Here is a 26,285-nt window from a genome sequence, read left to right as displayed (position 1 = left end):
GGATATTTATCAAGCAGAGAAGGGCTGAACCGGATCGGGTCAGCCTTTTTTTGTGGCACCCCTGCGGACATGTTTGTTGAGCCGGGAGGGCGTCGATTTCTTGCGATCTTTATAGGGGTTCGCGTCCGATTGGCTGCGCATATGCAGGCGGATTGGCGTGCCTGGCATGTCAAAGCTTTCCCGTAACCCGTTGACGAGATAGCGCGAATAGCTTTCCGGCAATTTCTCGGGCAGCGAGCACATCACCACAAAGCCCGGCGGCCGGGTCTTGGCCTGGGTCATATAGCGCAGCTTGATCCGGCGACCGCTTGGGGCGGGCGGTGGATGCGCCTCCAGCATACCGGTGAGCCAGCGGTTCAGTGTGGCGGTCGGGACCCGGCGGTTCCAAACCTCATGGGCTTTCAGGATCGCCGCATGCAGCCGATCAAGCCCCCGCCCGGTTTTGGCTGAGACCGTGATGAGCGGCGCGCCCTTGAGTTGCGGCAAGAGCCGTTCGAAAGCCTCTTTCAGATCGCGCAGCTTTTCCTGTTTGTGCTCTTCAAGATCCCATTTATTGACCGCGACGACCACGGCCCGGCCCTCCCGCTCCGCCAGATCGGCGATCCGCAGGTCTTGTTGTTCGAAGGGGATCGCGGCGTCGAGCAACACCACCACAACCTCGGCGAATTTCACCGCGCGGAGTCCGTCAGAAACCGAAAGCTTCTCGAGCTTCTCCTGCACCTTCGCTTTCCGGCGCATACCGGCGGTATCAAATATCCGCATCGGCGTGCCCCCCAGGTGATCGGCACCGAGATCGAGTCGCGTGTGATCCCGGCTTCGGGGCCGGTCAGCAGCCGCTCTTCGCCAATGATCTGGTTGATCAGCGTTGACTTCCCGGCATTGGGTCGCCCCACAACCGCGATCTGCAGCGGCTTGGCGGCGGTGATGACCCGCGCGCCCTCTTCACCCTCTTCCAAATCAATATCGGTTTCGGCTTCTTCTGATGCTGCCTCTGCCGCTTCGACCAGAGGCGCCAACATCACGGCCAGTTCGGCCATGCCTTCGCCATGCTCGGCAGATAGCGCCAGTGGATCCCCGAGGCCCAGGCCATAGGCTTCCAAAACACCCGCCTCGCCCTGTCGCCCCTCGGCCTTGTTGACGCCCAGTATCACGGTCGCGCCACGTTTACGCAGGAGATCGGCGAACAGTTCATCGGTCGGGGTGATCCCGGCGCGCCCGTCGATCAAAAACAGACAGGCATCGGCCATATCAACCGCCTGTTCGGTCAATCGACGCATCCGGCCTTGCAAGCTGTCATCGGTCGCCTCTTCCAGGCCCGCCGTATCAATGACGGTAAAGCGCAGATCGCCCAAGCGCGCCGCGCCTTCGCGCAAATCCCGCGTGACGCCCGGCTGATCATCGACCAAGGCCAAGCGCTTGCCAACCAAACGGTTGAACAGCGTGGATTTGCCCACATTGGGCCGCCCGATAATGGCGAGGGTAAAACTCATGACCTGATCTTTCTGATGCAAGACGCGCGTCCTAACGCAAAGCCCGGGGCTTGAAAAGACATCCGCGGCTTTGGCGCAAAAATACTCATCCGTGCGGCAGTTTGCGAAGCGCCACCTCCAGCGCGTTTAGAAACCGCGAGCGATCCGCTTTGGAGAAGGGCGCGGGGCCCCCGATCCCCTGCCCGTCTACACCGGCGCGGAGATCGGCCATGATCGCGCGTGTGGCGACTTGTGTGCCGATGCTGTTGGCGGTGAAGGCCTCGCCCTTCGGGCTCATCACCGATGCACCAGCCGCGATGCAGCGCTCCGCCAGCAGGATATCGGCGGTGATGACCAGTGTCTCAGGCCCTGCGGCCTCGGCAATCGCGTCATCGGCGGCGTCAAAGTCGCCCGAGACCATCTGCATCGAGATCAGCGGATGCTCCGGGTGGCGCAGGTATTGGTTGGCCACCAGGCGCACCGGCATTCTATGGCGATAGGCGACCTTATAGATCTCCCCCTTCACCGGGCAGGCATCTGCATCGACCAAAATCATACTGGAAAGAACCCCTCATCAAAGGGCACAGAGACGGTTTCGCCCGACGCTTCGGTCAAAGTGAGCGCCGCCCCACCGACCTGGATGTCGACCACCCTGGCCCATCCCGGCGGGCGTGGCAGCGAGACCATGGCATGGCGGATCAGATGGGTTGGGCCAAGCGTCAGACAGGTCGGAATGCCCATGGTGGTCAGGCGGTTCTCGCGCGTGGACGCGGCCAGGCCGATCCCTCCCGCGGCAATCCCATCTTCAATGCCCAAAACCCCGGTGTGCCGCCCGTTCCACGGGCTGAAATCGCGACCGCCGTTGGAAATCCAGAGCATGGTGATCGGCAAAACACGCGGGTCTTTCAGGACCACCAGCATGTCATCCTCCGCCTCCCGGATCAGGACGGTCCAGCCCAAACGGCTCTCCCGCGCCTCGGCCAGAATCACGAAATCCTCCACGGCATGGCCCGCCGGGTAGTCATGCAGATCCCAATCCGAGCCATCCTCGCAAGGCAAAAGTAAATCGGGCTGGATCTGGTTCAGCGCCCACAGATTCCGCCCCTCATATTGCGGCATCGGGTCGGTCAAAACGGCGCGTTTGGGGGAGAAGCTGAGCCGCCCGCCCGCCGCTATATGACTCATCGGATGATGCGCGAGCGTGATCTGCCCCTCCCCGCCGCTCAGCCGATGGGTTTGATAGAGCACCGGCCCGGTAAGCCGGAGGTCTTTCTCAATCACCGCCCCCCTGACGCGGGCTTGCAACCGAAACTGCGCATGGGCCACATCTTGCGCCATCGGCTCCCAAATGCTGTTGGCCGGAAACCCATGGATCGGGTCCCCCTCCACATCGTCCAAACCGAAGGGCGCACAGAGGAAATCGCCCGCGAGGCACCGATTGACCAATGGGATGTCATGGTTTTCTTGGATCTCTGGCTCATCCCGCCAAGGGGCCGCATGGAGTGGCTTGCGGCCCGTGACCTCCCAGAGCGGGATATTCCCCAGAGCCGGATCAAAGATCAGCCGCGCATCGCCATGACGGAGCGTGACCATCTAGCGTTCCTGTGCCAGAGACCGGAGGGCGGTGGCGAGTTCCACCGCTTCGCTGCCCATGCCGAGAAAGGTCACACCAAGATCGGCATAATGCGCCCGCGTCTCCGGCGCGAACGAAATGATACCAGCAGGCTTTCCGGAGGCGGTGATCGTGCCAATCGCGGCATCAATCGCGGCCAAGACCTCGGGGTTATTTAGGTCGTCGCGATACCCCATATCGGCGGCCAAATCGGCAGGGCCGATGAACACACCATCCACCCCCTCCATCGCACAAATCGCATCGAGATTATCGAGTGCCGCGCGGCTTTCGGCCTGAACCAGAACGCAAATCTCATCATTCGCATTGGACGGGTAATTCTCATACGCACCAAAAGCCCCGGCACGCGCGACGCCCGCGCCAAAGCCGCGCACGCCATCGGGCGGGTAACGGCAGGCGCGCACCGCGGCGCGCGCTTCGGCCTCGGTATCTACCATTGGCACCAGCACCGTCTGCGCGCCCAGGTCGAGCACCTGTTTCAACACCCAATCGCGATTGATCGGCACGCGGATCACCGGCGCGGTGCCGGTTCCGGCCAGTGCGATCAACTGACTGCGGAGTGTGCCGGGATCAAACGGGCCATGTTCGGCATCGATCAGGCACCAATCGAACCCGGCCTGCCCGGCGATCTCGGTCGCAAGATCCGAACCGAGGCTTAGCCAGAGTCCGCGCTGCAACTGCCCCGCCTTTAAAGCGGCTTTTAGGGGGTTTATCGGTGCCGGCATTCGTCCTCCAAAACTGTCAGAGCGCCCCGCCCGTCACCTCGCGATACCACGCCCGGATCGCCGCGCGCTCGCTTTCTTCCATGAAGCTCAGATTGCCGGGGGGCATGGCGTGGGTCACGCCCGCCTGAAGGTAGATCGCCCGGGCCTGAGAGGCAATCTCAGCATCCGTTTCCAAGTGAACGCCGCGCGGCGCCACCGCGATTCCCGGCCAAAACACCTCTTGCGCATGGCACATGGAACAGCGGCCCAGCACCGTATTGGCGATATCCGGGAAATCCTCATGCGCCGCGAACCGCTCGGCCAGTGGCGACAGGCGCGCCTCCTCGATCGGCGCGTCTCGATTGAGCGGAAGCACAGACAGCCAGACAATCACCGCAAAAATCACCGCCGTCGCGCCCCAGGTCCACCAAAGCATCCCGCCCTTGGCATGCATCGTGTTGAAGAAATGCCGGATCGTGACGCCCATCAAAAAGACCAGGCTGGCGATGACCCAATTATACTCCGAAGCAAAGGCCAGCGGGTAATGGTTCGACAACATCAAGAAGATGATCGGCAGCGTGAGGTAATTGTTATGGGTCGAGCGGAGCTTGGCGATCTTACCGTATTTCGCATCCGGCGTTCGGCCCGCCTTCAGATCGGCGACGACGATTTTCTGGTTCGGGATGATGATCATCGCCACATTCGCCGTCATGATCGTGGCGGTGAACGCGCCCAGATGGAGCAGCGCCGCGCGACCCGAGAACACCTGCGTATAACCCCACGCCATGATGACCAACATGATGAAGAGCAGGAGCATCAATACGGTTGGGTTGTCGCCAAGCGATGATTTACAGAGGGCGTCATAGATCACCCATCCGATCACCAAAGAGCCGGCCGAGATCAGCACGGCCTGCCACGTGACCAACTCCATCACGTTGTAATCAATCAGATAAAGCTCAGCCCCCATCCAATAGACCAGGGCTAGAAGCGCGACACCGGAGAGCCAAGTCGCATAGCTCTCCCATTTGAACCAGACCAGATGCTCGGGCATCTCAGCCGGGGCCACCATGTATTTCTGGATATGATAGAACCCGCCGCCATGGACCTGCCATTCATCGCCATCGGCCCCGCTGGCGGGTTTCGGATCGCGGCGCAGCCCAAGGTCCAACGCAATGAAATAGAAACTCGAGCCAATCCAGGCGATGACCGTGATGACATGCAGCCACCTGACGGCGAATTCGGCCCAGTGGAGGAGGATCGTCTGGTCCATCTAGCTGCCCCGATAGGTTGAATAGCCATAGGACGACAGCAGCAATGGCACGTGGTAATGGCTGTCCTCGGCCATGCCAAACCGGATCGGGATTTGATCGAGGAACAAGGGCTCCGCACCTGCTTGCCCGGTTGCCCGCAGGTAATCGCCCGCGTGAAAGATCAACTCATAGGTCCCGGTGGTGAATGTCTCGGCGGGCAGGATCGGCCCGTCGGTTCGGCCATCGGCATTGGTCACGGTCTCGGCGATTTTGCTGTGGCTGTTGCCGGTGACCCGGTAGAGGCAAATCGCAACCCCCTCCGCGGGGCAGCCCCGGCCCGTATCGAGCACATGGGTCGTCAAAAATCCTGCCACCTGATCCCTCCATCAGTCATCGCCTGTCGGATATCCGGGCCGACGCCGCAGCATCCGGCAAACCCTTGACCGAAATCAAGGCCTAAGAAGATTTGACCGCCTAGTCAAATACAGAACCAATCCGGAAAGGAGCCACTATGTCATCGCGCAGCATCGGCACCAAAGCGCAGCTTCAAGACCCCGATTATATGCCGCCCACAGGTCAGGCGGTCGCGCTTGGGCTGCAGCATGTGCTGTCGATGTTTGTGGCCAATGTCACGCCAGCGATCATCGTGGCGGGCGCGGCAGGGTTTGGCTTTGGGTCCGGCTCGCCCGACCTACCAGAGCTTCTTTATCTCATTCAAATGGCGATGCTTTTCGCCGGTATCGCCACGCTGATGCAAAGCATCGGCTTTGGCCCGGTTGGTGCGCGATTGCCAATCTTGCAAGGCACCAGCTTTGCCTTTCTGCCGATCATGATCCCGGTTGTTGCGGGGCGCGGCGTTGACGCGCTGGCCGCCCTTTATGGTGGGATCATCGTCGGCGGGATGTTCCACATTGTGCTTGGTCTCTTCATTGGCCGCATCCGCTTTGCCCTGCCGCCGCTTGTCACCGGCTTGGTGGTCATGATGATCGGCCTGGCCCTGGTGGAGATCGGGATCCAATACGCCGCCGGTGGCACCGCCGCGATCGGAACGGAGGCTTATGGCAATCTGCACAGTTGGTCGGCGACGCTCCTCGTCGTGGTGGTCACTCTGGGTGTCAAGTTCTTCGCCCCGGGCATCTTCTCCGTCTCTGCCGTCTTGATCGGGCTGCTAACCGGATATCTCTATGCCCTCGGCACGGGCCTGCTGCCGCCAGCCGCCATCACCGAAAGCTGGAGCAGTGCCGCCACTTTCGCCCTCCCCCAACCTTTCCGCTATGGCGTTGAGTTCTCCATCGCCGTGGCGCTCGGCTTCTGCCTTATGGCGTTTGTGTCTGCCGTTGAGACCGTCGGTGACGTGGAAGCCATCACCAAGACCGGCGCTGATCGCCAGGCGACCGACCGCGAAATCACCGGCGCAACCTTCGCGAACGGGATGGGCACCCTCCTGTCCGGTGTCTTCGGCAGCCTGCCTAACACCTCTTTCTCGCAAAATGTCGGCCTCATCGCGATGACCGGCGTGATGAGCCGCCATGTGGTGACCATTGGCGCGCTTTTTCTGATCCTCTGCGGCTTCATCCCGAAAGTCGGCGCTGTGATCCGCACCATCCCCATCGAGGTTTTGGGCGGAGGCGTCATCGTCATGTTTGGGATGGTCGCGGCGGCCGGGATCTCGATCCTTTCAGAGGTCAAATGGAACCAGCGGAACATGTTGATCTTCGCGGTCTCGCTGTCGTTCGGCCTGGGATTGGAGTTGGAACCAGAGGCCGTGCAACATTTGCCCGAGACGGTCCACGTCCTCCTGACCAGTGGCCTGGTCCCCGCCGCCACCCTTGCGATCCTTCTCAACCTCCTTCTGCCAGAACGCCTCCGCGCCGACCCAAAAGAAGACGCGCCCGACTAACCGACCCCTTGTAGGAGCACCGATCTTCGGCATACACCGTCCGGACCAACCTGGAGGATCCATGACGACGACGCCACGTTACCCGCGGGATATGCACGGCCACGGCCCGATCCCACCGAAGAGCAATTGGCCCAACAACGCCAAGATCGCCGTCCAAATCGTGGTGAATTACGAGGAAGGCGGCGAAAACAACATCCTCCACGGCGATCCAGCTTCCGAGGCGTTCCTATCCGAAATCGTTGGCGCAGCGGCGTGGCCAGGGCAGCGCCACTGGAATATGGAGTCGATCTATGAATACGGCGCGCGCGCCGGGTTCTGGCGGCTGCACCGGCTGTTCACCGAGATGGAAATCCCGGTAACGGTCTATGGCGTTGCCACCGCGCTCGCCCGCTCCCCGGCGCAAGTCGAGGCGATGAAGGCGGCGGAGTGGGAGATTGCGTCCCACGGGTCAAAATGGATTGAATACAAAGACTTCTCGCGCGAAGCGGAAGAGGCGGAGATGGCCGAGGCGATCCGTCTTCATACCGAAGTGACCGGCACCCCGCCACGCGGCTGGTACACCGGGCGGTGTTCGACAAACACCGTCGCCCTGGCCGCCGAGACTGGAGGTTTTGCTTATGTCTCTGACAGTTATGCCGATGACCTGCCATACTGGAGCCGATTTGGCGGTCACGATCAGCTAATCATTCCTTATACGCTGGATGCCAATGATATGCGCTTTGCCACGCCGCAAGGCTTCAATGCGGGCGACCAGTTCGAAGCTTATCTGCGCGACACATTCGATGCGCTTTATGCCGAAGGTCAGGCGGGCGCGCCCAAGATGATGTCGATCGGTCTGCACTGTCGATTGATCGGGCGACCCGGGCGGATCATGGCGTTGAAACGGTTCCTGGACTACGCCAAATCGCATGCAGAGGTTTGGTTCGCCCGCCGGATCGATATCGCGGAACATTGGACCGCGACCCACCCTGCGCCCGGCCAAGTCACGCGCCCGTCTGAGATGGATAAAGACACATTCACAGAGACTTATGGGGCGACATTCGAAAATTCACCTTGGGTTGCAGAACGCGCGCATGAATTGGAACTTAGCCCTGCTCATGACACAGCGGTTGGCCTGGCGAACGCGATGGCCCGCGTCTTCCGCAGCGCCTCACGCACCGAACGTCTTGACGTTTTGAAAGCCCATCCCGATCTCGCAGGTAAGCTCGCCGCTGCCAAACGCCTGACAGAAGACAGTACTGCCGAACAAGCCAGCGCCGGGCTCGACGCGCTGACCGAGGCGGAGCATGACGTCTTCACCCGGCTCAACACGGCCTATGTAGAGAAACACGGGTTTCCATTTATCATCGCAGTGCGTGACCACACCAAGACCACGATCATGACCGCGTTCGAGCGCCGCTTGCATAATGACACCGAAACCGAATTTGCCGAAGCCTGCACCCAGGTCGAACGCATTGCGCTGCATCGGTTGAAAGGGCTCCTGCCATGACCGATTACGCCACGCCGCCCGGCAGCTTGCCGCCGCAGACCGCGCTGACCACGACCCGGGCGCAGTTCCATGAAAGCTTCGCGGTGATCCCGCATGGTGTCATGCGGGATATCGTGACATCGGCCTTGCCGGGTTGGACCAAGACCCGCGCATGGATCCTCGCGCGCCCGCTCACAGGCTTTGCCGAGACCTTCGCGCAATTGATTGTAGAACTGGCCCCAGGCGGCGGCAGCGATGCGCCCGAACCCGACCCGAACGGTCAGGCGGTCCTCTTTGTCACCTCCGGCGGCTTTACCTTGACCATCTCGGGCCAGACTCATGAGATGATCCCCGGCAGCTATGCCTATTTGCCCCCTGGGGCCGATTGGCAGATTTCCAATCCAGGTTCGGCGCCGGCGACCTTCCATTGGATTCGGAAATCCTATGAACCCGCCCGTGGCATCGACATACCAGAAGCGTTCGTCACCCATGAGACCCAAACGCCGATCCAGTACATGCCCGATACGAACGAGGCTTGGGGCACGCAACGCTTCGTCGACCCCGAGGACCTCCGCCACGATATGCATGTGACCATCGTGACATTCGAGCCCGGCGGCACAATCCCCTTCCCGGAAACCCATGTGATGGAACACGGGCTCTATGTGCTCGAAGGCAAGGCCGTGTACCTGCTCAATCAAAGCTGGGTCGAAGTGGAAGCCGGGGATTTCATGTGGCTCCGCGCCTTCTGCCCGCAGGCCTGTTATGCGGGTGGGCCGGGCCGGTTCCGCTACCTGCTCTACAAAGACGTCAATCGCCATCCGAAGCTCAGCTTGCGATGACCACACCACAACAGATCACCGTCATCCCTTTGACTGCGGATGCTTTCGCCCCGTTCGGAGAGGTGCTTGAAGCCGTCGGTACGCCGGACAAGCTGATCAATCAGGGACTCTGCGGCCGGTTCCACGACCGCGCGACGCTCGATTTCCAATCCGGCCAGGCCGGGATCAGCCTCTTTGAAGCCAAACCGCGCAGTCTACCTTATGAACTCGACATGTTGGAACGGCATCCCTTGGGCAGCCAAGCCTTCCTGCCGATGACAGAACATCCGTTTCTGGTGATCGTCGCGCCGGATGACGCAGGCGTTCCGGGCACGCCTGTCGCGTTTCTGACCCGCCCGGGCCAAGGCATCAATCTCGCACGCGGCACATGGCATGGCGTGCTCACCCCGCTTCACGCACCGGGGCTTTTTGCCGTGATCGACCGGATCGGCCCGGGCGACAATCTCGAAGAACACTGGCTGGCCGAACCAATCACGATCTCCGCGCCTACCTGACCTCTCGAACCGGGCTCACATTGCCACGGGCGCGCAGAAAGACAATGCCGCGTCAGCGGCGCCGCTCGATCACTGCCCGACCGGCGCCATCCGGTAGAGCGCGCCATCATTCACTGACAAAAACCAAATCGAGCCGTCGGGGGCCACGCGTACATCGCGCACACGGGAGGTTTCTGGCGCTTCGATCTGCTCCACCTCCGCCATGCCTTGATCCGGGTCGAGCCGGGAGATCAAATCGAACGCCAAGGCGCCAACCAACAGATCGCCCTGCCATTCCGGAAACAAATCGCCCTCATAGAAGGCCATGCCTGAGGGCGCGATCGACGGATCCCAATAATGCGCCGGCTGCTCCATGCCCGGTGCCTCGGTCCCCTCGCCGATCCTGAAGCCTGAATAATGCCGCCCATAGGCGATCACCGGCCAACCATAATTCGCACCGCGCCGCACTTGATTGACCTCATCGCCGCCGCGGGCGCCATGTTCGACGATCCAAAGCTGCCCGGACGGGTCCAGCGCCGCACCTTGCGCATTGCGGTGGCCGTAGGACCAAATCTTGGCTGGGCCCCCGCTTGACCCACAAAGGGATTGTCGCCCGGCACGGACCCATCGCGCGCCACCCGGATCACGCTGCCATTTTCGACGCTCAAATCCTGGGCCGAGGGCCGATCCCCCGATCTCCAACGGTCACGTACAGATACCCGTCGCGCCCCTCGACAATTCGACTGCCAAAATGCCGCCCGCCGGAACTGCCGGGCTCCAAGGCCCAAATCACCGTCACATCTTCAAGCCGATCTTCCAGCAATCGGGCCCGCGCCAGAGCGGTGCCTGCCTGCCGTCCTTGCGGCATCGAGAAGGTGAAGAAAATCTCGCCCGATTGCGCATGGTCCCGCGGCACCATCACATCCAAGAGCCCGCCCTGCCCGTCGACGGCAATCGGCGGCAAGCCTTCCAACGCCACAGACCCATCGTCAGCAAAGCGCCACATCTCGCCGCCGCGCAAGGTCACCAGAAAACCACCCTCCGGCAAAAACGCGACAGCCCATGGTTCGTCGAGCCCTGTCACAATCGGCGTGATCTCCAGCGGCCCTGCGGAACTGTCCACCGTTTGGGCCTCTCCCATTGTGGACATGACGAGGCTAAGAGACAGAACCGCAAAGAAATGGCGCATGATATCCTCCGAAATGAAATCTGCTCTTTGATCTAGGATTCGGCCTTCCACATACCAGGTCGCTTTCCGGATCGTGAAACAGCCGGGTTTACGTGGAGAAACCGGCAATCCGCCCGATCTTTTCGCCTTTTCAATCGCTTTGGCCCGGACTAATCTTTCGCCATGACCGGATCTTCGGATCCAAACAGGGAGAAAAATATGAAAAGAATTCTGCTGGCCTCGACGGCCACCGCAGTCATGGCAACTGGTGCGCTCGCCGAAGGCCATGGCGACTCCGTCACTCTGGGTGTGATCTTGGGCTTCACCGGTCCGATTGAATCGCTGACCCCGCATATGGCCGATGGCGCCGAACTGGCAATGGCCGAGGTTACCGAAAGCGGCAATCTGATGGACGGCATGAGTGTCGCCTCGGTCCGCGCGGACTCGACCTGCATCGATGCCGCCGCCGCCACCGCCGCCGCCGAACGTCTGATCACCGCCGATGGTGTCGCGGGCATTGTCGGCGCTGACTGCTCTGGCGTGACCACGGCGATCTTGTCCAATGTGGCCGTCCCGAATGGCATGGTCATGGTCTCGCCCTCAGCCACCTCTCCGGCGCTCTCCGCTGTAGAAGACAATGGCCTCTTCTTCCGCACGGCGCCCTCCGATGCGCGCCAGGGTCAGGTGATGACCAATGTGATCATGGATCGCGGCATCGATGAAGTCGCCGTGACCTACACCAATAACGACTATGGCCTGGGCCTGGCGGACAGCTTCGCCGCCGCCTTTGAGGCCGCGGGTGGCACTGTCACCTTGGTCGCCGCCCATGAAGATGGCCGCGCGGATTACTCCGCTGAAGTCGGCGCGCTCGCCTCGGCGGGTGGCGCAGCTCTCGTCGTCGCAGGCTATGTCGACCAAGGCGGGTCCGGCATCATCCAGGCCTCGCTCGACACCGGCGCGTTTGACACCTTCGTCTTCCCCGACGGCATGGTGAGCCAAGCGCTGACCGACAATTTCGGCTCCGACATCGATGGCTCCTTCGGCCAGCATCCAGGCACCGACAGCGCGGGCGCCGACATCTTCCACGGTATGGCGGAAGAAGCTGGCTTCGACGGCACCTCGCCGTTCGCCAAGGAAAGCTATGATGCCGCCGCACTGATCCTCTTGGCCATGCAGGCCGCGGGTTCGACCACGCCTGCGGATTATGCCGAACACCTCATGGACGTCGCCAACGCCCCTGGCGAGCCGATCCAGCCGGGTGAGCTTGGCCGTGCGCTGGAACTGATCGCCGCCGGTGAAGACATCGACTATGTCGGTGCCTCCGCTGTCGAGCTGATCGGCCCCGGCGAAAGCGCTGGCAACTACCGCGAGATCGAAATCCAAGGCGGCGAGATCACCACAGCGCAGTTCCGCTGATCTTTGCTGATCTGAGACACAGATTGGGGCAGCCCGGAAACCATCCGGGCTGCTCTCTTTGGGGGTATATGCACAGATGATTGTCGTCGAAGACCTGCACAAGCATTTTGGCGGGTTCCGCGCGGTGGATGGCGCCTCACTCACCATCGAAACCGGGTCGATTACTGGGTTGGTTGGACCCAATGGGGCTGGAAAAACAACTCTTTTCAATGTGATCGCAGGGGTTCTTCAACCTACATCGGGCCGCGTGATCATGGACGGTGAAGATATCACCGGTCTTCTCCCGCATGAGCTGTTCTCGAAAGGTCTCTTGCGGACCTTCCAGATCGCGCATGAGTTCAGTTCCATGACCTGTCGGGAAAACCTGATGATGGTCCCCGAAGGGCAATCGGGCGAAAGCCTGTGGAACACCTGGTTTGGCCGCAAACGCATCGCCGAGGAAGAGCGCGCGTTGAAAGCCAAGGCCGACGAAGTGCTCGAATTTTTGACCATCGAACATCTGGCGGATCATCCGGCGGGCATGGTCTCCGGCGGGCAGAAAAAACTGCTCGAACTGGGCCGCACCATGATGGTGGATGCCAAGGTTGTCTTCCTTGATGAGGTTGGCGCGGGTGTGAACCGGACCCTTCTGAACACCATCGGCGATGCGATCCTGCGGCTCAATAAAGAGCGAGGCTACACCTTCTGCATGATCGAACATGATATGGATTTCATTGGCCGCCTCTGCGATCCGGTGATCGTCATGGCCGAAGGTCATGTGCTGGCCGAGGGCACGATCGACGAGATCAAAGCCAATGAGCAAGTGATCGAGGCCTATCTGGGCACCGGTCTGAAGAACAAGGCAGCCACCGCATGAGTGCCGGAAACCCCTATGACGAAGATCGCGGCAACAAAGACCGCTCGATCACCCGCCCGCCATCGCCAAGCATGGGCGATCCTGTCAAACCCGGCGGCCACGCACAGCCGGTCGAGGGCGACAATCCGTTCCTGATCGGGCGCGCGATGACCGGCGGTTATGGCTCCGGCGCGGATATTCTACATGGCTGCACCATCGCCGTAGAACCTGGCGAGATCGCGGTGATTGTCGGCCCGAATGGCGCAGGCAAATCCACCGCGATGAAGGCCGTCTTTGGCATGTTGAACCTGCGCCAAGGCGAAGTGCTGCTGGATGGGGAAGAAATCACCGATCTGACGCCGCAAGCGCGCGTCGGCAAGGGCATGGGGTTCGTGCCGCAAACCTCGAACATTTTCACCTCGATGACCGTCGAAGAGAACCTTGAGATGGGCGCCTTCATTCGGCGCGACGACATCACTGGCACGATGGAGCAGGTCTATACCCTGTTCCCGATCCTGAAGGAGAAGCGCTATCAGGCCGCGGGCGAGCTTTCCGGCGGCCAGCGACAGCAAGTGGCCGTGGGCCGTGCGCTGATGACCCAACCCAAGGTTCTGATGCTCGACGAGCCCACCGCGGGCGTCTCACCGATTGTGATGGATGAGCTTTTTGACCGGATCATCGAGGTCGCCCGCACCGGCATCCCGATCCTGATGGTTGAGCAAAACGCCCGCCAAGCGCTTGAGATTGCGGATAAGGGCTATGTGATGGTTCAGGGTCGGAACGCTTATAGCGGCACGGGTAAAGAGCTGCTCGCCGATCCAGAAGTCCGCAAGAGTTTCCTGGGCGGATGAGGATGCTGCTTGGCTCCCTCCTCATATCGCTTGCGGCGCCCGCCTTGGCCGAGCCGTGGGCCTGTGAGTTCACCGTCGAGTGCATCGCGGGCGATGGGTGCGAGGCCAGTGCCTATGAGATCGAGATCCTAGCCGCCGACCATGAGGGGCAACTCTTCCTGTCCAGTGTTGTGGGAGACACCCCCGTCACCCGGCTCACGTCGGAAGACGCCGTGCCCGCCAGCTATGCCAGCGCCGGGCCCTCCGGCTTGGCCGAGATGGTCACGGTCAAGGCCGACAGCACAGCGCTGATGACGGCGCATATCTTCGACGGCGCCGCCATGGCCGTCACTTATTTCGGCACCTGCGAGGTCCTGGAATGAGACACAGAAACGCACATAACCTCTTTGGTATTGCCTTCGTCCATCTGGCGCTCGCGGTGATGGTACAAGCAGGCCCGGCACATGCAACCAGTCAATCCACGTGCAATTACACACTTCAATGCGTCACGGGGCATGGCTGCAGCAGAATTGATCTTTCGGTAGAAATCTCGAACGCACCTTACAGTACGACACTCTGGCTGCTTCGTGTCGAAGAGCAACCTGTCGTATTGGAACTGCTGGCGTCCACATCGGCAGCGCTTATCCTTAGCGGCCTGACCCCGGTCGAGCCCGATCAACGTCAGTATGCTGCAACATTTGCCATCTTCGATGACGGCGGGTCGCAACTTGTTTTCGTACGCCCAACGTCTTTGGGCAGCCTGGAACGTCTCAGGTTATCTGGAGTCTGTAGAGGAAACTTTAGATGGACTTTCTGAATGCCTTTGTGGCGCTCGCCAATTTTGTCATCATCCCGGCCACGGCCTACGGGGCGCAGTTGGCGCTTGGTGCTCTGGGGGTGACGCTGATCTACGGCATCCTTCGCTTCTCCAATTTCGCCCATGGCGACACGATGGCGTTTGGCGCAATGGTCACGATCCTCGTCACCTGGATGTTGCAAGGTGCGGGCGTGTCGCTCGGCCCGCTTCCCACCGCGCTTCTGGCGCTGCCGATCGGGATTGCCGCCACCGGGTTGTTGCTCATCGGGACGGACCGTGTGGTCTATCGGTTCTATCGGGCGCAGAAAGCCAAACCCGTCATCTATGTGATCGCCTCGCTTGGCGTGATGTTCATCCTAAACGGGATTGTCCGCTTTATCATCGGTGTCGACGACCAACGCTTTGCCGATGGCGAACGTTTCATCATCTCGGCGCGGAATTTCCGCGAGATGACGGGGCTGGACGAGGGGCTCGCCTTCCGCACCTCGCAGGGGCTGACCATCGTCGTCGCCATCATCGCCGTGGCCCTTCTATTTTGGTTCCTAAACCGCACTCGAACCGGCAAAAGCATGCGCGCCTTTTCCGACAATGAAGACCTGGCGCTGCTCTCTGGTATCAACCCCGAGCGTGTGGTGCTTTATACTTGGCTGATCGTGGCTGCGCTGGCGACAACCGCCGGTGTGCTCTATGGGCTCGACAAAAGCTTCAAACCCTTCACCTATTTCCAGCTCCTGCTGCCGATCTTCGCCTCGGCCATTGTCGGCGGGCTTGGCAATCCGCTTGGCGCGATCCTGGGCGGGTTTGTGATCGCCTTCTCGGAGATCAGTGTGACCTATGCGTTCCGCAAAGTCGTCGGCTATCTCGCGCCGGAAGGCTGGGAACCCGCCGGGCTGCTGCAGCTCTTGTCCACCGATTACAAATTCGCGGTCAGCTTCGGGATCTTGTTGATCGTGCTTCTGTTCCGACCGACAGGCATCATGAAAGGCAAATCGATATGAAAACGATGGAGCCGAAACACATGCTGCTCTTCGGGCTGGTGGGGATTCTCTTCATCGGCACTGGATTTGTCCAATCCTGGAATACGGCACTGACGATTTTCAACATGGGGTTGATCTCGGCCATCATGGCCTTGGGCGTGAATATGCAATGGGGCTATGCGGGCCTCTTCAATGTTGGTGTCATGGGGTTCGTGGCCCTGGGCGGGCTGGCGGCTGTTCTGGTCTCGATGCCACCGGTCAATGAGGCCTGGGCCGCAGGCGGGCTTCAGGTGCTGCTCGGTCTTGTTCTGGGCGCGGCCACCATCGTCGGCGCGATCCTGGTCTGGAGCAAAATGCCGCCCGGGCGGCTGCGCGGCTTGGCGATCACGGTCATTCTTGTAGCCGGGTTCTTCATCTTCCGGGCGGTCTTCGATGCCGGCGTCGACGCCGTCGAAAGCGTCGATCCGGCCCTGACGGGGTATCTCGGTGGACTGGGACTGCCGGTGGTGCTGGCCTGGCCCGTGGGCGGGCTCCTAGCGGCCGGGGCGGCTTGGATTATAGGCAAGACCGCTTTGGGTCTCCGCTCCGACTATCTGGCCATCGCCACGCTTGGCATCGCCGAGATCGTCATTGCGGTTCTGAAAAACGAGGACTGGTTGGCGCGTGGCGTGAAGAACGTCACCGGCCTGCCCCGACCCGTGCCTTACGAGATCGACTTGCAGGCCAATGAGAACTTCTTGGCGCTGGCGCAGAATGTCGGGTCGGACCCTGTCACGGCCTCAACGATCACCGTGAAGCTGGCCTATGCGGCGCTGTTTATTGTCGTCCTTCTGGCGCTGATCTGGCTATCGGAAAAGGCGCTGAATTCGCCCTGGGGCCGGATGATGCGGGCGATCCGGGACAATGAAGTCTCCGCCTCGGCCATGGGCAAGAATGTCAAAGCCCGGCATCTACAGATTTTCATCCTCGGCTCGGCCGTCTGCGGTCTCGCGGGTGCGATGATGACAACCCTCGATGGCCAGCTTGTGCCCGGGACCTATCAACCGCTCCGCTTCACCTTCCTGATCTGGGTGATGGTGATCGTCGGCGGGTCTGGCAACAACTGGGGCGCGGTGCTCGGCGGGTTCCTGATCTGGTGGCTCTGGATTCAGGTGGAGCCGATCGGGCTGTTCCTGATGCAGACCATTACCGCAGGCATGGCGGAAGACAGTGGGCTGCGCGAGCATCTGCTCGACAGCGCGGCGCATATGCGACTGTTGACGATGGGGCTGATCCTGCTCTTGGTGCTGCGGTTCAGCCCCCGTGGGTTGATCCCAGAACGCTAAGGTCAAGGCGCCGGAAGACTTCCGTTTTCCGGCGCGCCTGAGCTTATCGGCCTTCGAAATGTGCCGGGCGTTTTTCGAGAAAGGCCAACACGCCCTCTTTGAAATCGCGGGTCCGACCGCAATCTCCTTGCAGCTTGCCTTCCAGAAGCAGTTGCTCGGAGAGCGTGTTGCCAAAGCTCGCCTGCATCGCCTCTTTCATCTTGCTGAACGCGACTGTTGGTCCGTTGGCCAGATAAGCGGCCCGCTCCTGCCAATGGGCGGCAAAGCTGTCATCTGGCACAGCTTCCCAGATCATGCCCCAATCGCTGGCCTGTTGCGCCGTGATCTTCTCGGCAAAAAGCGCAGCGCCCATGGCTTTGGCCATTCCGATCTGGCGCGGCAAGACATAAGTGCCTCCCGCATCGGGGATCAGGCCGATCCGGCCAAAGGCCTGAATGAAGCTCGCGCTTTCCGTCGCAATCACCACATCGGCGGCCAGCGCAAGGTTGGCCCCTGCCCCCGCGGCCGTGCCATTCACCGCGGAAATCGTCGGCACCGGGCAATCCACAATCGCCATCAGCATCGGGATATACTCGTCGCGGAGCGTCCGTTCGAGATTGATGTCGCCGACATTGGCGCGATCCCCGAGATCTTGGCCGGAGCAAAACGCCCGCCCCTCGCCCGTCAACACGACCACCCGCGCCTCATTGCCCGCATTGCCCACCGCATGGGTGATCTCGGCCCGCATTTGGGTGTTGAGCGCATTCATCACATCGGGGCGGCGCAAGGTGACCGTCGCGATCCCGTCAGTGATGTCCAAAGTGATGGTTTCGTATTGCATGGCCGTCTCCGCGCTCCTTATTCCGGGCGGACCATAGCAAACCGATCAGTTCAGGAAAGCGGAAACGCGGCGTCAGTCTTTCATAATCTCTGCCAGGCGCGCGGCCTCGTCGTCGCTCAGTGCCGCCTCATCCGGGGCCGTGGCCTGTGATCTGCGACGCAGAAAGCTGATCGAAACACCGAGGCCGAGCAGTAGAAGCGCCGGTCCAGCGAGCCAGAGGATCAAAGTCGACCCCCGCGCCGGCGGGTTCAACAGGACATATTCGCCATAACGATCAACGACGAAGTCGACGACCTCCCGATCGCTATCCCCCGCAACCAATCGTTCGCGCACCAAGAGGCGCAGATCGCGGGCCAGTTCGGCATTGCTTTCGTCGATGCTCTCATTGCGGCAGACAAGGCAGCGCAGCCCGGCAGAGATATCCCGGGCACGATCCTCCAGAACCGGATCGTCGAGGATTTCATCGGGCTGCACCGCGCCAGCCGCAAGCGGAAATAGCAGCGCGAGACTGAGCAGGACAACGCGGATCATTCGGCAGGTACTCCGCCAACGGGCGCGCGTTTGGCTTTCGCCGCCCCGGCCGCAACCCGGTACCGCCGATCACTGAGCGAAAGGAAGCCACCAAGCGCCATGATGATCGAGCCGCCCCAAATCCAATTGGCAAAGGGTTTGATATAGGTCCGCACGGCCCACCCCCGTTTTCCTGCGGATCGCCGATCACCACATACACATCGCGGGTGAAGCCATTGTTGATCCCGGCCTCGGTCGTGGGCATGCCCGCCACCGGATAAATGCGCCGCTCGGGATACAGCAGATCAAGCACCTCGCCATGATCAGTCACTTGGATGGTCGCCATCGTCGTGAGGTAGTTCGGGCCCTCAAGGCGACGGACCTCCACAAGCTCGATCTCATAGGCGCCAACCTGATACGGTTCGCCCTCTTGGGCCACGCGGATATCTTCGATCTGATAGGTGGTCAGCGCGGCAATCCCAAACATCGTCAGGCCAAAGCCCGCATGGGCCGTCGCCTTGCCCCAATCGGCGCGCGGCAGACGTGTGAGACGCGATAGGCGGTTACGAACATCACCCCGGCCCGTGCGCGACCAGAGATCAACCACAGCGCCCGCGACCAGCCAGACCGAGAGGCCGATGACCAGTGGGCCAAGCGCAGAGTCGCCGGTAAACATCGCATAGGTGAAGAGCACCGCCGCCACAGCCAAGGCCGCCGCGCCGATCAACGGGCGCATCGCCCGGCCAATCTTGCCGCGCTTCCACGGCAGCATCGCACCAATCGGCAAAACGATGGCCAGGAGGATCACAAACGGCGTGAAGGCGGCATTGAAGAACGGCGGCCCGACCGAGAGCGTCCGGTCAAAGAACATCTCCGCGATCAGGGGCCAGATCGTGCCGATGAACACCACGAAGCAGGAAACCGCCAAAAGCAGGTTATTGACCACCAAGGCGCTTTCCCGACTGACCGTCGAGAAGACGCCTTTCGCCTCCATAATCCCGGCGCGGAGTGCAAAGAGCAGCAGCGCACCGCCCATGAAGACAACCAGAATGCCGAGAATATAGACACCCCGCTCCGGGTCATTTGCGAAGGCATGAACCGAGGTGAGCACGCCGGAGCGCACAATGAAGGTGCCGATCAGCGAGAAGCCGAAGGCCAAGATCGCCAAAAGGATCGTCCAGCTTTTCAGAGCCTCACGCTTTTCCACAACGATGGCCGAATGCAAGAGCGCCGCCGAGATCAGCCATGGCATGAAACTCGCATTCTCCACCGGGTCCCAGAACCAGAACCCGCCCCAACCAAGCTCATAATAAGCCCACCAGGAGCCAAGCCCGATGCCAATGGAGAGGAATACCCAAGCCGCAAGCGTCCAGGGCCGCACCCATCGGCCCCAAGCCGCATCAACCCGGCCTTCGATCAAGGCCGCAACGGCAAAGGAGAAGGCCATCGAGAGGCCGACATAGCCGAGATAAAGAAACGGCGGGTGGAACGCGAGACCGGGGTCTTGCAGAAGCGGGTTCAAATCCTGGCCGTTGAACGGCGGTGTTTCGAGCCGCAGGAACGGGTTCGACGTGAACAGGATAAAGGCAAAAAACGCCACGGCGACGGAGGATTGCACCGCCAACACCCGGGCGCGCAATGTCGGCGGCAAACCTTTGCCAAACCAGGCCGCCATAGCGCCGAACAGTGTCAGGATCAGCACCCAAAGCAGCAGTGAGCCTTCGTGATTCCCCCAAACCCCGGTGATCTTGTAGATCATTGGTTTCAGGGTGTGGGAGTTGTTCACCACCAAGCTGAGTGAGAAATCCGAGGTCACAAAGGCATAGGTCAGCGCCCCGAAACTGATCGCGGTCAGCACGAACTGCGCCGTCGCGGCGGGATCGGCCACCGCCATCCAGCCCGGTCGGCCTTGGGCGGCGCCAATCATCGGCACGATCATTTGGAAGATGGCCACCATAAAGGCCAAGACGAGGGCGAAATGTCCGAGTTCTACGATCATGTCTCTATCTTATGCTGCCGGGGGGCGATGCGCCAATAGATAGCGCGTTGAGATCGGATAGGATTGCGCGTTGGTGTCGCGGGTCGGGATTTCGTCAGCCATGCAGCGGCGATACATCTTCGGGCCGTCGAAACCGCTCCCTTGGGATTTCGGCGACCGCCTGGATTTCCAACAGCAGGTCGGGATGATAAAGCGCCGCAACCTCGACGGTGGTTGTCACCGGATAGGGCGCGGCGAAATAGGTCGCGCGGAGCGCACCCATCTCCATGAAATCGCCAAGATCGGTGGTGTATTGGGTGAGCGAAACGACGTCGCTCAACCGGCCGCCGAGGGAGGCCAGCAAAGTCTTGATGTTCTCTAGAACCTGCTTGGTCTGCGCCGCCATATCGCCCGCGCCAACGATCTCACCGTCTTGATCAAGCGCGACCTGGCCTTTCAGGTGCACCACCTGCCCCTCTCCGGCGATCACCACCTGAGAGAAGGCGCCGAACGGCGGCCAGATACCGTCAGGGTTTGCGCTTTCGGCCATATCTCTCCCTTGTCAGCGGCCTCGGAACAGCCCGCCCAAAACGCCGCGCACCAGAGCCTGCCCTGACCGTGTGCCAAGCTGCCGGGCAAAGCTTTTGGCGAAGGTGGTGCCAATGCTATCGCTGCGGCTTGAGCGGCGCCGGGTCGCGGCGGGTTTCGCGCTTGAACGGCTGACCCGATTGCCGGAATACCGTCGCCCGGCGCGGAATTCCCGCTCGGCGGCGCTCTCGGTCTCTTCTTCCTTGGCCTCGGCCTCTTCGGCTTCCTTGGCGGCGTCCTCGGCGCGTTTCGACAGCATCTCGAAGGCGCTTTCCCGATCCACCGACGCCTCATATTTGCCGGCCACGGGCGACATGCCCATCAGGGCAGCCCGGGTCGCATCGGCAATCGGGCCAAGTTGCGACGATGGCGGGCGGATCAAGGTCCGTTGCACCACGCCGGGGATGCCTTTGCGCTCCAGCATCGAGGTTACGGCTTCGCCCACGCCGACCTCGCGGATCGCGTCTTCCGTATCGAAATCGGGGTTTTCGCGATAGTTCTCCGCCGCCTGCCTCAGCTCGCGCCGGTCCTTTGCTGTAAAGGCGCGCAGCGCGTGTTGCACGCGATTGCCAAGCTGGCCCAGGATGTCCTCCGGCACATCCGCCGGGTTTTGGGTGATGAAATAGACCCCGACGCCTTTCGAGCGGATCAAACGCGCCACCTGCTCGACCTTATCGACCAGCGCTTTCGGCGCGTCGTCAAACAGCAGATGGGCCTCATCGAAGAAGAAGACCAGTTTCGGTTTGTCCGGATCGCCCACCTCGGGCAGGGTCTCGAACAGCTCCGACAACAGCCAAAGGAGGAAGGTTGCATAAAGCCGCGGGGCACCCATCAGCTTGTCGGCGGCCAAGATATTGATCCGGCCATGCCCGGCATCATCGGTCAGGAAGATATCGGATAGATCCAGCGCCGGCTCGCCAAAAAGCTGATCACCGCCCTGCCCCTCCAACACCAACAGCCGCCGCTGAATCGCGCCAATCGAGGCAGTGGAAACATTGCCATAGCGCAGGCTCAAATCCTGCCGGTTTTCACCGACCCAAACCAAGAGCGCTTGTAAATCCTTCAGATCCAAAAGCGGCAGGCTCTGCTCATCGGCCACACGGAAGGCGATGTTCATCACCCCCTCTTGCGCCTCGGACAACTCCAACAGCCGTGACAGTAAAAGCGGCCCCATCTCCGACACCGTCGTGCGCACCGGGTGACCGGCCTGACCATAGAGATCCCAAAACGTCACGGGGAACGCGCGATAAGCATAGTCAGCGAACTGAATGGTCTCAGCCCGCGAGGTAAACGCCTCATGCAGCTTAAACTCCGCCGTCCCGCTCGCCCCAAGGCCCGACAGATCACCTTTCACATCCGACAAAAACACGGGCACGCCTTGGGCGGAGAACGTCTCAGCCAGGATTTGCAGCGTGACCGTCTTGCCAGTGCCCGTTGCGCCGGCGATCAATCCGTGGCGATTGGCGTATTTCAGAAGAAGGTGCTGCGGCTCGGCATAGTCCGTGCCGCCACCGCCGATAAAGATGCCATCACTCATATGTCTTGCCTGTCCCAAAGGTTTTTCTGTCATCACAATACATTCTTAACCATTCGATGCCAGTCTCGTGGATGTGCCCGCCCATCTGCGACGGGCGGTATGTGTTTCCTCCCAGTTGACTGGCCGCGCCCCTTCGTTTGGGCGCGGTTTTTTTGCGATCGCGGCCCATAGAAAAACTATCATATCGGCTGTTGACCTGTGAGGATTGCTGGACTAGCGTCACCGCCACAACGTCGGCCAGTCCGACAGGGAGAGAAAATAATCTTGGAAAGGGCTCGTCACTCGGGCCCTTTTCTTATTGCTGCAGGCGTTGAAGCGCCATTGCCGCCGCGGCACACATTTTGCCCCTGACAGCGGCCTTTTCCCATGCTAGCCAACCACCGATATACGCAGAGCAACCTGCAAAAGGACATGTTGAAATGAAACCCGCATTGCCCCTTATTCCCGCCCTTCTGGCCCTTGTGCTTGCTGGTCCGGCCGTCTCGCAAGACACCGCGGCAGATGGCGCGGCAGACGCCGCGGCCGAGACTGATCCGACAATTGATCCGCAGACGGGCCTGTCCTTGGGCACGCCGGTGGAAGACCCCAATGGCATCGGCAGCACCTATATCTCCGCCACCCATGGCGCTTGGGAAATCCGCTGCATCCGCGTTGAAGAGGGGCAGCCCGAACCTTGCCAGATGTATCAGTTGCTCAACGATGAAGGCGGTAACCCCGTTGCGGAGTTCAACCTCTTCGACATCCCGGATGAGGGCAACGTCATTGCCGGCGCGACTTGTCACGCCGCTTGATACGTTGCTGCTGCCGCAGCTGCAGCTCAGAATCGATAGCAGCCAAGCGCAGCGCTATCCATTCAGTTTCTGCCAGCAGATCGGCTGTTTTGTCCGTCTTGGCCTCAGTGAGGCTGATATTGCCGCGTTCCGCGCAGGCGCAAACGCCGTTGTCAGCATCGTGCCCCTGCCCGCCCCCGATCAGGTTGTGGAGTTGAGCGCTTCGCTGACGGGGTTCACCGCCGCGTATAACGATCTGATCGAGAGATCAGCCGCGTTTGAAGCGCTGCAAGAATAGCAGGATTGAAATCAAAGAAAGGCCCGCAAATTGCGCGGGCCTTTTTTGTTAAGGCGCCGCGCGCAGGGCCAGAACAGCGTTGAGGCCGCCAAATGCGAAGGCATTCGATAGCACGGCCTTAACCTTCGCCTCTCGGGCCTCATTCGGCACAACGTCGAGCGCGCATTCCGGGTCCGGCTCTTCATAGCCGATGGTCGGGGCAATCACCCCATCCTTCAAGGCCATGACACAGGCCAGAAGCTCGACCGCTCCGGTCCCACCAATCAAATGGCCATGCATGGACTTGGTCGAGGAGATCATCAATTCATCGGCGTGATGGCCGAACACATCTGCGACGGCGGCGCATTCCGTCTTGTCATTGGCCGCCGTTCCGGTGCCGTGGGCGTTGATATAGCAAATATCTTCTGGCTTCAGCTTCGCATCTCGCATCGCGCCCGAAATCGCCCGTGCGGCGCCTTGTTTCGACGGCATCACAATATCGGCGGCGTCCGAGGTCATCGCGAAGCCGACCACCTCCGCCAAAATTTCGGCACCCCGCGTCTTGGCGTGTTCATATTCTTCAAAGACGAAGACAGCCGCGCCTTCGCCTTGGACCATCCCGTTGCGCGTTGCTGAGAACGGGCGGCATGCGTCTTTCGACATCACCCGCAACCCTTCCCAGGCCTTGACCCCGCCAAAGGTCAACATCGCCTCTGATCCACCGGTGACCATCGCATCACAAATGCCCGTCCGGATCATCTGAAACGCTTGGCCCATCGCATGGTTGGAGGACGCACAGGCGGTCGACACGGAAAAAGACGGCCCTTTGAGATTGTATTCCATGCTGACATGGCTGGCCGCCGCATTGTTCATCAGCTTGGGCACGACAAAGGGGTGAACCCGGTTTTTGCCCTCTTCATAGACCGTGCGGTAGTTCTCATCCCAGGTGTTCACACCCCCGGCCGCCGTGCCAAGCACAACGCCCGACCGCGCCGCTAATTCGCCGGTAAAGCGGAGGCCCGACTGCTCCAGCGCTTCTTTCGTGGCGATCAAGGTGAACTGTGTGAAGCGGTCATAAAGAACGATCTGCTGACGGTTGAACAATGCCTCGGGGTCATAGTCTTTGACTTGCCCGCCGATCTTGACCGACAGCCGGTCCACATCACGCAGCTCCAACTCGGCAATGCCGCAGCGCCCTTCGCGCATGGCCTCCAGTGTCGAGGGCACATCCTGCCCCAGAGCGTTGATCGTGCCCTGCCCGGTAATGACAACCCGTCTCATTTTTGGTCGGCCACCAGCCCCTCAACAGCCTTCACAATTGCCGCGACACTCGAAATATCGAAATCGCTCTGATCCGGCTCATTGGCATTGAACGGCACCTGAATATCGAAGGCTTCTTCTATCGCAAAGATCGACTCGACCAGGCCGAGGCTATCAATACCCAGGTCTTCGAGTGAGTTATCGAGAGCAACATCGCCAGGCTCCAACACAGCCTGTTCCGCAATAATCGCGATCACTTGGTCTTGAACGCTATCGGCCATATACTCGGTCCCTCGGGGTCTTGGTCCTGCCCGATCACTTAGTCATTCTGGTCGCGCTTGAAAACGGCTTTTTGCAAAGCATCCACGGTCTTCATGACGCGGGGCAAACGGCGCATGGCTTTGTAGATTTCAACCTGCGTGTCCATTTTCACCGCCGGCGCGCCCATCAACATGCGGCCCGCAGGCACATTTGAGTAGATTTTCGTGGCACCCGCCGCGACGACGTCATTTCCGATGGTGATATTATCGGAGAGGCCACATTGTCCGCCCAACACGACGCGGTCGCCAATCACGACCGAGCCCGCGCTGCCCACCTGACCACAGATCAGACAATCGCGCCCGATCCGCACGTTATGTCCGATATGCACCAGGTTATCGAGTTTGGTGCCGTCACCGATCTCGGTATTCGAAATCGTGCCCCGATCAATCGCTGAATTGGCCCCAATCTCCACGTCATCGCCGATGGTGACGGAGCCAAGAGAGTGGATACGGGTCCAGCTTTGGGCGTCGGTAGTCACGTCGGCTTTGCCCAAGCTTTCGCGCGCTGTCTCGACGGTAGATTTCTCCGGTGTGACGAAAGAAAAGCCGTCGCCGCCAATCACCGCGCCGGGTTGGATAAAGACCCGGTCCCCAACACTGACCCGTGCCCCGACCCGCGCGCCTGAGTGGATCACTGCGTCATCGCCAATCACCGCGCCCGCACCGATGCTGACATGTTCGGCGATCTTCGCGTTTGCCCCAAGCTTCGCACCTGCCCCGATCACCACAAAAGGTCCAATCGCGGCGCCGTCCCCGATCTCAGCGCTCGGATCAATGACGGCGGTTGCATGGTGTCCTGGCGCAATGTGCGGCCCGGCATCCATCGCTGTTGTCAGCCCGGCCAAGGCATAGCGCGGGCGCGACACGAGAATGGCTGCCTGCAAGCCAAGCGCCTGCCAGTCGGTGCCAGCGCTCAAAACCGCAGCGCGGGCCTGCCCCTCAGCCAAGCCGTCGATGAACTTCTCAGACATTGCCAAAGCAAGCTGATCGGCACCGGCCACCGTGGGCTCCGCCAAACTGGTCACCTCAAGATCAACGGCGCCGAAGGCTTCCGCCCCAAGCGCCGCTGCAATCTCTTTAATTGTATGGCTCATGCCCGCCGCCCTACGAAATCCGTGCGGCGA

The 26,285-nt window shown here is 60.9% G+C and carries 24 protein-coding genes and 3 pseudogenes; 12 read left to right on the top strand and 15 right to left on the bottom strand.

Annotated features, from left to right (window positions below):
* Window positions 1-39 precede the first annotated feature (39 nt).
* The 6 genes and pseudogenes from der to uraH form a co-directional block, all read right to left on the bottom strand.
* Window positions 40-1,490, bottom strand: a pseudogene (der, locus tag QTA57_RS13365) (ribosome biogenesis GTPase Der).
* A gap of 85 nt (window positions 1,491-1,575) precedes the next feature.
* Window positions 1,576-2,025, bottom strand: a complete 450-nt coding sequence (locus QTA57_RS13360) for a YaiI/YqxD family protein (RefSeq protein WP_290151937.1) — start codon at window positions 2,023-2,025, stop codon at window positions 1,576-1,578.
* Window positions 2,022-3,062: a hypothetical protein gene (locus QTA57_RS13355; protein WP_290151935.1), complete on the bottom strand. Its 1,041-nt coding sequence runs from the start codon at window positions 3,060-3,062 to the stop codon at window positions 2,022-2,024. The genes QTA57_RS13360 and QTA57_RS13355 overlap by 4 nt, the downstream gene beginning before the upstream one ends.
* Entirely contained in the window at window positions 3,063-3,776 is a 714-nt protein-coding gene (locus QTA57_RS13350; protein ID WP_330696687.1) for an HpcH/HpaI aldolase family protein, read from the bottom strand.
* A gap of 64 nt (window positions 3,777-3,840) precedes the next feature.
* Window positions 3,841-5,073 (bottom strand): urate hydroxylase PuuD, encoded by a 1,233-nt coding sequence (locus QTA57_RS13345; RefSeq protein ID WP_290151932.1) that lies wholly within the window; start codon window positions 5,071-5,073, stop codon window positions 3,841-3,843.
* The gene (gene uraH, locus QTA57_RS13340) at window positions 5,074-5,427 is read right to left on the bottom strand and encodes a hydroxyisourate hydrolase (protein WP_290151931.1); all 354 of its coding nucleotides are present in this window, start codon (window positions 5,425-5,427) and stop codon (window positions 5,074-5,076) included.
* Window positions 5,428-5,564: 137 nt separating this feature from the next.
* Between uraH and QTA57_RS13335 the strand changes: the two genes are divergently transcribed.
* The 4 genes from QTA57_RS13335 (at window position 5,565) to QTA57_RS13320 (ending at window position 9,754) form a co-directional block, all read left to right on the top strand.
* Window positions 5,565-6,953, top strand: coding sequence for a uracil-xanthine permease family protein (locus QTA57_RS13335; RefSeq protein WP_290151930.1), 1,389 nt, complete (start codon window positions 5,565-5,567; stop codon window positions 6,951-6,953).
* A gap of 61 nt (window positions 6,954-7,014) precedes the next feature.
* Window positions 7,015-8,442, top strand: a complete 1,428-nt coding sequence (gene puuE / locus QTA57_RS13330) for an allantoinase PuuE (RefSeq protein ID WP_290151929.1) — start codon at window positions 7,015-7,017, stop codon at window positions 8,440-8,442.
* Window positions 8,439-9,260 carry a bifunctional allantoicase/(S)-ureidoglycine aminohydrolase gene (locus QTA57_RS13325; protein WP_290151928.1) on the top strand — a complete coding sequence of 274 codons (822 nt, stop codon included), beginning with the start codon at window positions 8,439-8,441 and terminating at the stop codon, window positions 9,258-9,260. Before puuE ends, QTA57_RS13325 begins: the two co-directional genes overlap by 4 nt.
* On the top strand, window positions 9,257-9,754 hold the full coding sequence (locus tag QTA57_RS13320; RefSeq protein ID WP_290151927.1) for an ureidoglycolate lyase: 498 nt from the start codon (window positions 9,257-9,259) through the stop codon (window positions 9,752-9,754). Before QTA57_RS13325 ends, QTA57_RS13320 begins: the two co-directional genes overlap by 4 nt.
* A 69-nt stretch (window positions 9,755-9,823) precedes the next feature.
* Here the strand turns inward: QTA57_RS13320 and QTA57_RS18650 are convergent.
* Window positions 9,824-11,189: pseudogene (locus QTA57_RS18650) on the bottom strand (PQQ-dependent sugar dehydrogenase).
* On the opposite strand from QTA57_RS18650, the gene QTA57_RS13310 reads away from it, so the two are divergent.
* The 6 genes from QTA57_RS13310 (at window position 11,121) to QTA57_RS13285 (ending at window position 17,101) form a co-directional block, all read left to right on the top strand.
* On the top strand, window positions 11,121-12,317 hold the full coding sequence (locus QTA57_RS13310; protein WP_145208768.1) for an ABC transporter substrate-binding protein: 1,197 nt from the start codon (window positions 11,121-11,123) through the stop codon (window positions 12,315-12,317). The pseudogene QTA57_RS18650 and the gene QTA57_RS13310 overlap by 69 nt on opposite strands.
* 76 nt (window positions 12,318-12,393) lie before the next feature.
* The gene (locus QTA57_RS13305; protein WP_145208766.1) at window positions 12,394-13,173 is read left to right on the top strand and encodes an ABC transporter ATP-binding protein; all 780 of its coding nucleotides are present in this window, start codon (window positions 12,394-12,396) and stop codon (window positions 13,171-13,173) included.
* Window positions 13,170-14,003, top strand: coding sequence for an ABC transporter ATP-binding protein (locus tag QTA57_RS13300; protein WP_145208764.1), 834 nt, complete (start codon window positions 13,170-13,172; stop codon window positions 14,001-14,003). Before QTA57_RS13305 ends, QTA57_RS13300 begins: the two co-directional genes overlap by 4 nt.
* A gap of 2 nt (window positions 14,004-14,005) precedes the next feature.
* Window positions 14,006-14,365, top strand: coding sequence for a hypothetical protein (locus QTA57_RS13295; protein ID WP_290151924.1), 360 nt, complete (start codon window positions 14,006-14,008; stop codon window positions 14,363-14,365).
* 421 nt (window positions 14,366-14,786) lie between these two features.
* The gene (locus QTA57_RS13290; RefSeq protein ID WP_171559771.1) at window positions 14,787-15,797 is read left to right on the top strand and encodes a branched-chain amino acid ABC transporter permease; all 1,011 of its coding nucleotides are present in this window, start codon (window positions 14,787-14,789) and stop codon (window positions 15,795-15,797) included.
* A complete protein-coding gene (locus QTA57_RS13285) occupies window positions 15,794-17,101 on the top strand; it encodes a branched-chain amino acid ABC transporter permease (protein ID WP_407933479.1) in 1,308 nt (435 codons plus the stop codon). The genes QTA57_RS13290 and QTA57_RS13285 overlap by 4 nt, the downstream gene beginning before the upstream one ends.
* 43 nt (window positions 17,102-17,144) lie before the next feature.
* On the opposite strand, the gene QTA57_RS13280 is transcribed toward QTA57_RS13285, so the two are convergent.
* From QTA57_RS13280 to QTA57_RS13260, 5 genes and pseudogenes are all read right to left on the bottom strand, one after another.
* Window positions 17,145-17,921, bottom strand: a complete 777-nt coding sequence (locus tag QTA57_RS13280) for an enoyl-CoA hydratase-related protein (protein ID WP_171559768.1) — start codon at window positions 17,919-17,921, stop codon at window positions 17,145-17,147.
* Window positions 17,922-17,993: 72 nt separating this feature from the next.
* On the bottom strand, window positions 17,994-18,452 hold the full coding sequence (locus QTA57_RS13275) for a cytochrome c-type biogenesis protein (RefSeq protein ID WP_290151923.1): 459 nt from the start codon (window positions 18,450-18,452) through the stop codon (window positions 17,994-17,996).
* A pseudogene (locus QTA57_RS13270) lies at window positions 18,449-20,430 on the bottom strand (heme lyase CcmF/NrfE family subunit). Before QTA57_RS13270 ends, QTA57_RS13275 begins: the two are co-directional and overlap by 4 nt.
* 94 nt (window positions 20,431-20,524) lie before the next feature.
* Window positions 20,525-20,959 carry a RidA family protein gene (locus QTA57_RS13265; RefSeq protein WP_290151922.1) on the bottom strand — a complete coding sequence of 145 codons (435 nt, stop codon included), beginning with the start codon at window positions 20,957-20,959 and terminating at the stop codon, window positions 20,525-20,527.
* Between the two features lie 12 nt (window positions 20,960-20,971).
* The gene (locus QTA57_RS13260; RefSeq protein WP_290151921.1) at window positions 20,972-22,534 is read right to left on the bottom strand and encodes a helicase HerA-like domain-containing protein; all 1,563 of its coding nucleotides are present in this window, start codon (window positions 22,532-22,534) and stop codon (window positions 20,972-20,974) included.
* Between the two features lie 419 nt (window positions 22,535-22,953).
* Here QTA57_RS13260 and QTA57_RS13255 point away from each other — a divergent pair, with 419 nt between their 5' ends.
* Window positions 22,954-23,325, top strand: a complete 372-nt coding sequence (locus tag QTA57_RS13255; RefSeq protein WP_290151920.1) for an invasion associated locus B family protein — start codon at window positions 22,954-22,956, stop codon at window positions 23,323-23,325.
* Complete coding sequence (locus QTA57_RS13250) at window positions 23,297-23,602, top strand: invasion associated locus B family protein (RefSeq protein ID WP_290151919.1); 306 nt, start codon at window positions 23,297-23,299, stop codon at window positions 23,600-23,602. The genes QTA57_RS13255 and QTA57_RS13250 overlap by 29 nt, the downstream gene beginning before the upstream one ends.
* Window positions 23,603-23,650: 48 nt before the next feature.
* Here QTA57_RS13250 and QTA57_RS13245 read toward each other — a convergent pair whose 3' ends face one another.
* From QTA57_RS13245 to QTA57_RS13235, 3 genes are read right to left on the bottom strand one after another with little or no spacing between them, the layout of a single operon-like run.
* On the bottom strand, window positions 23,651-24,862 hold the full coding sequence (locus tag QTA57_RS13245) for a beta-ketoacyl-[acyl-carrier-protein] synthase family protein (protein WP_290151917.1): 1,212 nt from the start codon (window positions 24,860-24,862) through the stop codon (window positions 23,651-23,653).
* Complete coding sequence (locus QTA57_RS13240) at window positions 24,859-25,122, bottom strand: acyl carrier protein (protein ID WP_145208745.1); 264 nt, start codon at window positions 25,120-25,122, stop codon at window positions 24,859-24,861. Before QTA57_RS13240 ends, QTA57_RS13245 begins: the two co-directional genes overlap by 4 nt.
* Before the next feature lie 38 nt (window positions 25,123-25,160).
* On the bottom strand, window positions 25,161-26,255 hold the full coding sequence (locus QTA57_RS13235) for a UDP-3-O-(3-hydroxymyristoyl)glucosamine N-acyltransferase (protein ID WP_290151916.1): 1,095 nt from the start codon (window positions 26,253-26,255) through the stop codon (window positions 25,161-25,163).
* Between the last annotated feature and the right edge of the window lie 30 nt (window positions 26,256-26,285).

The sequence above is a fragment of the Fontisubflavum oceani genome (genome assembly GCF_030407165.1).
GTDB lineage: Bacteria > Pseudomonadota > Alphaproteobacteria > Rhodobacterales > Rhodobacteraceae > Rhodophyticola > Rhodophyticola oceani.
This window is presented reverse-complemented; position numbering and strand designations above follow the sequence as displayed.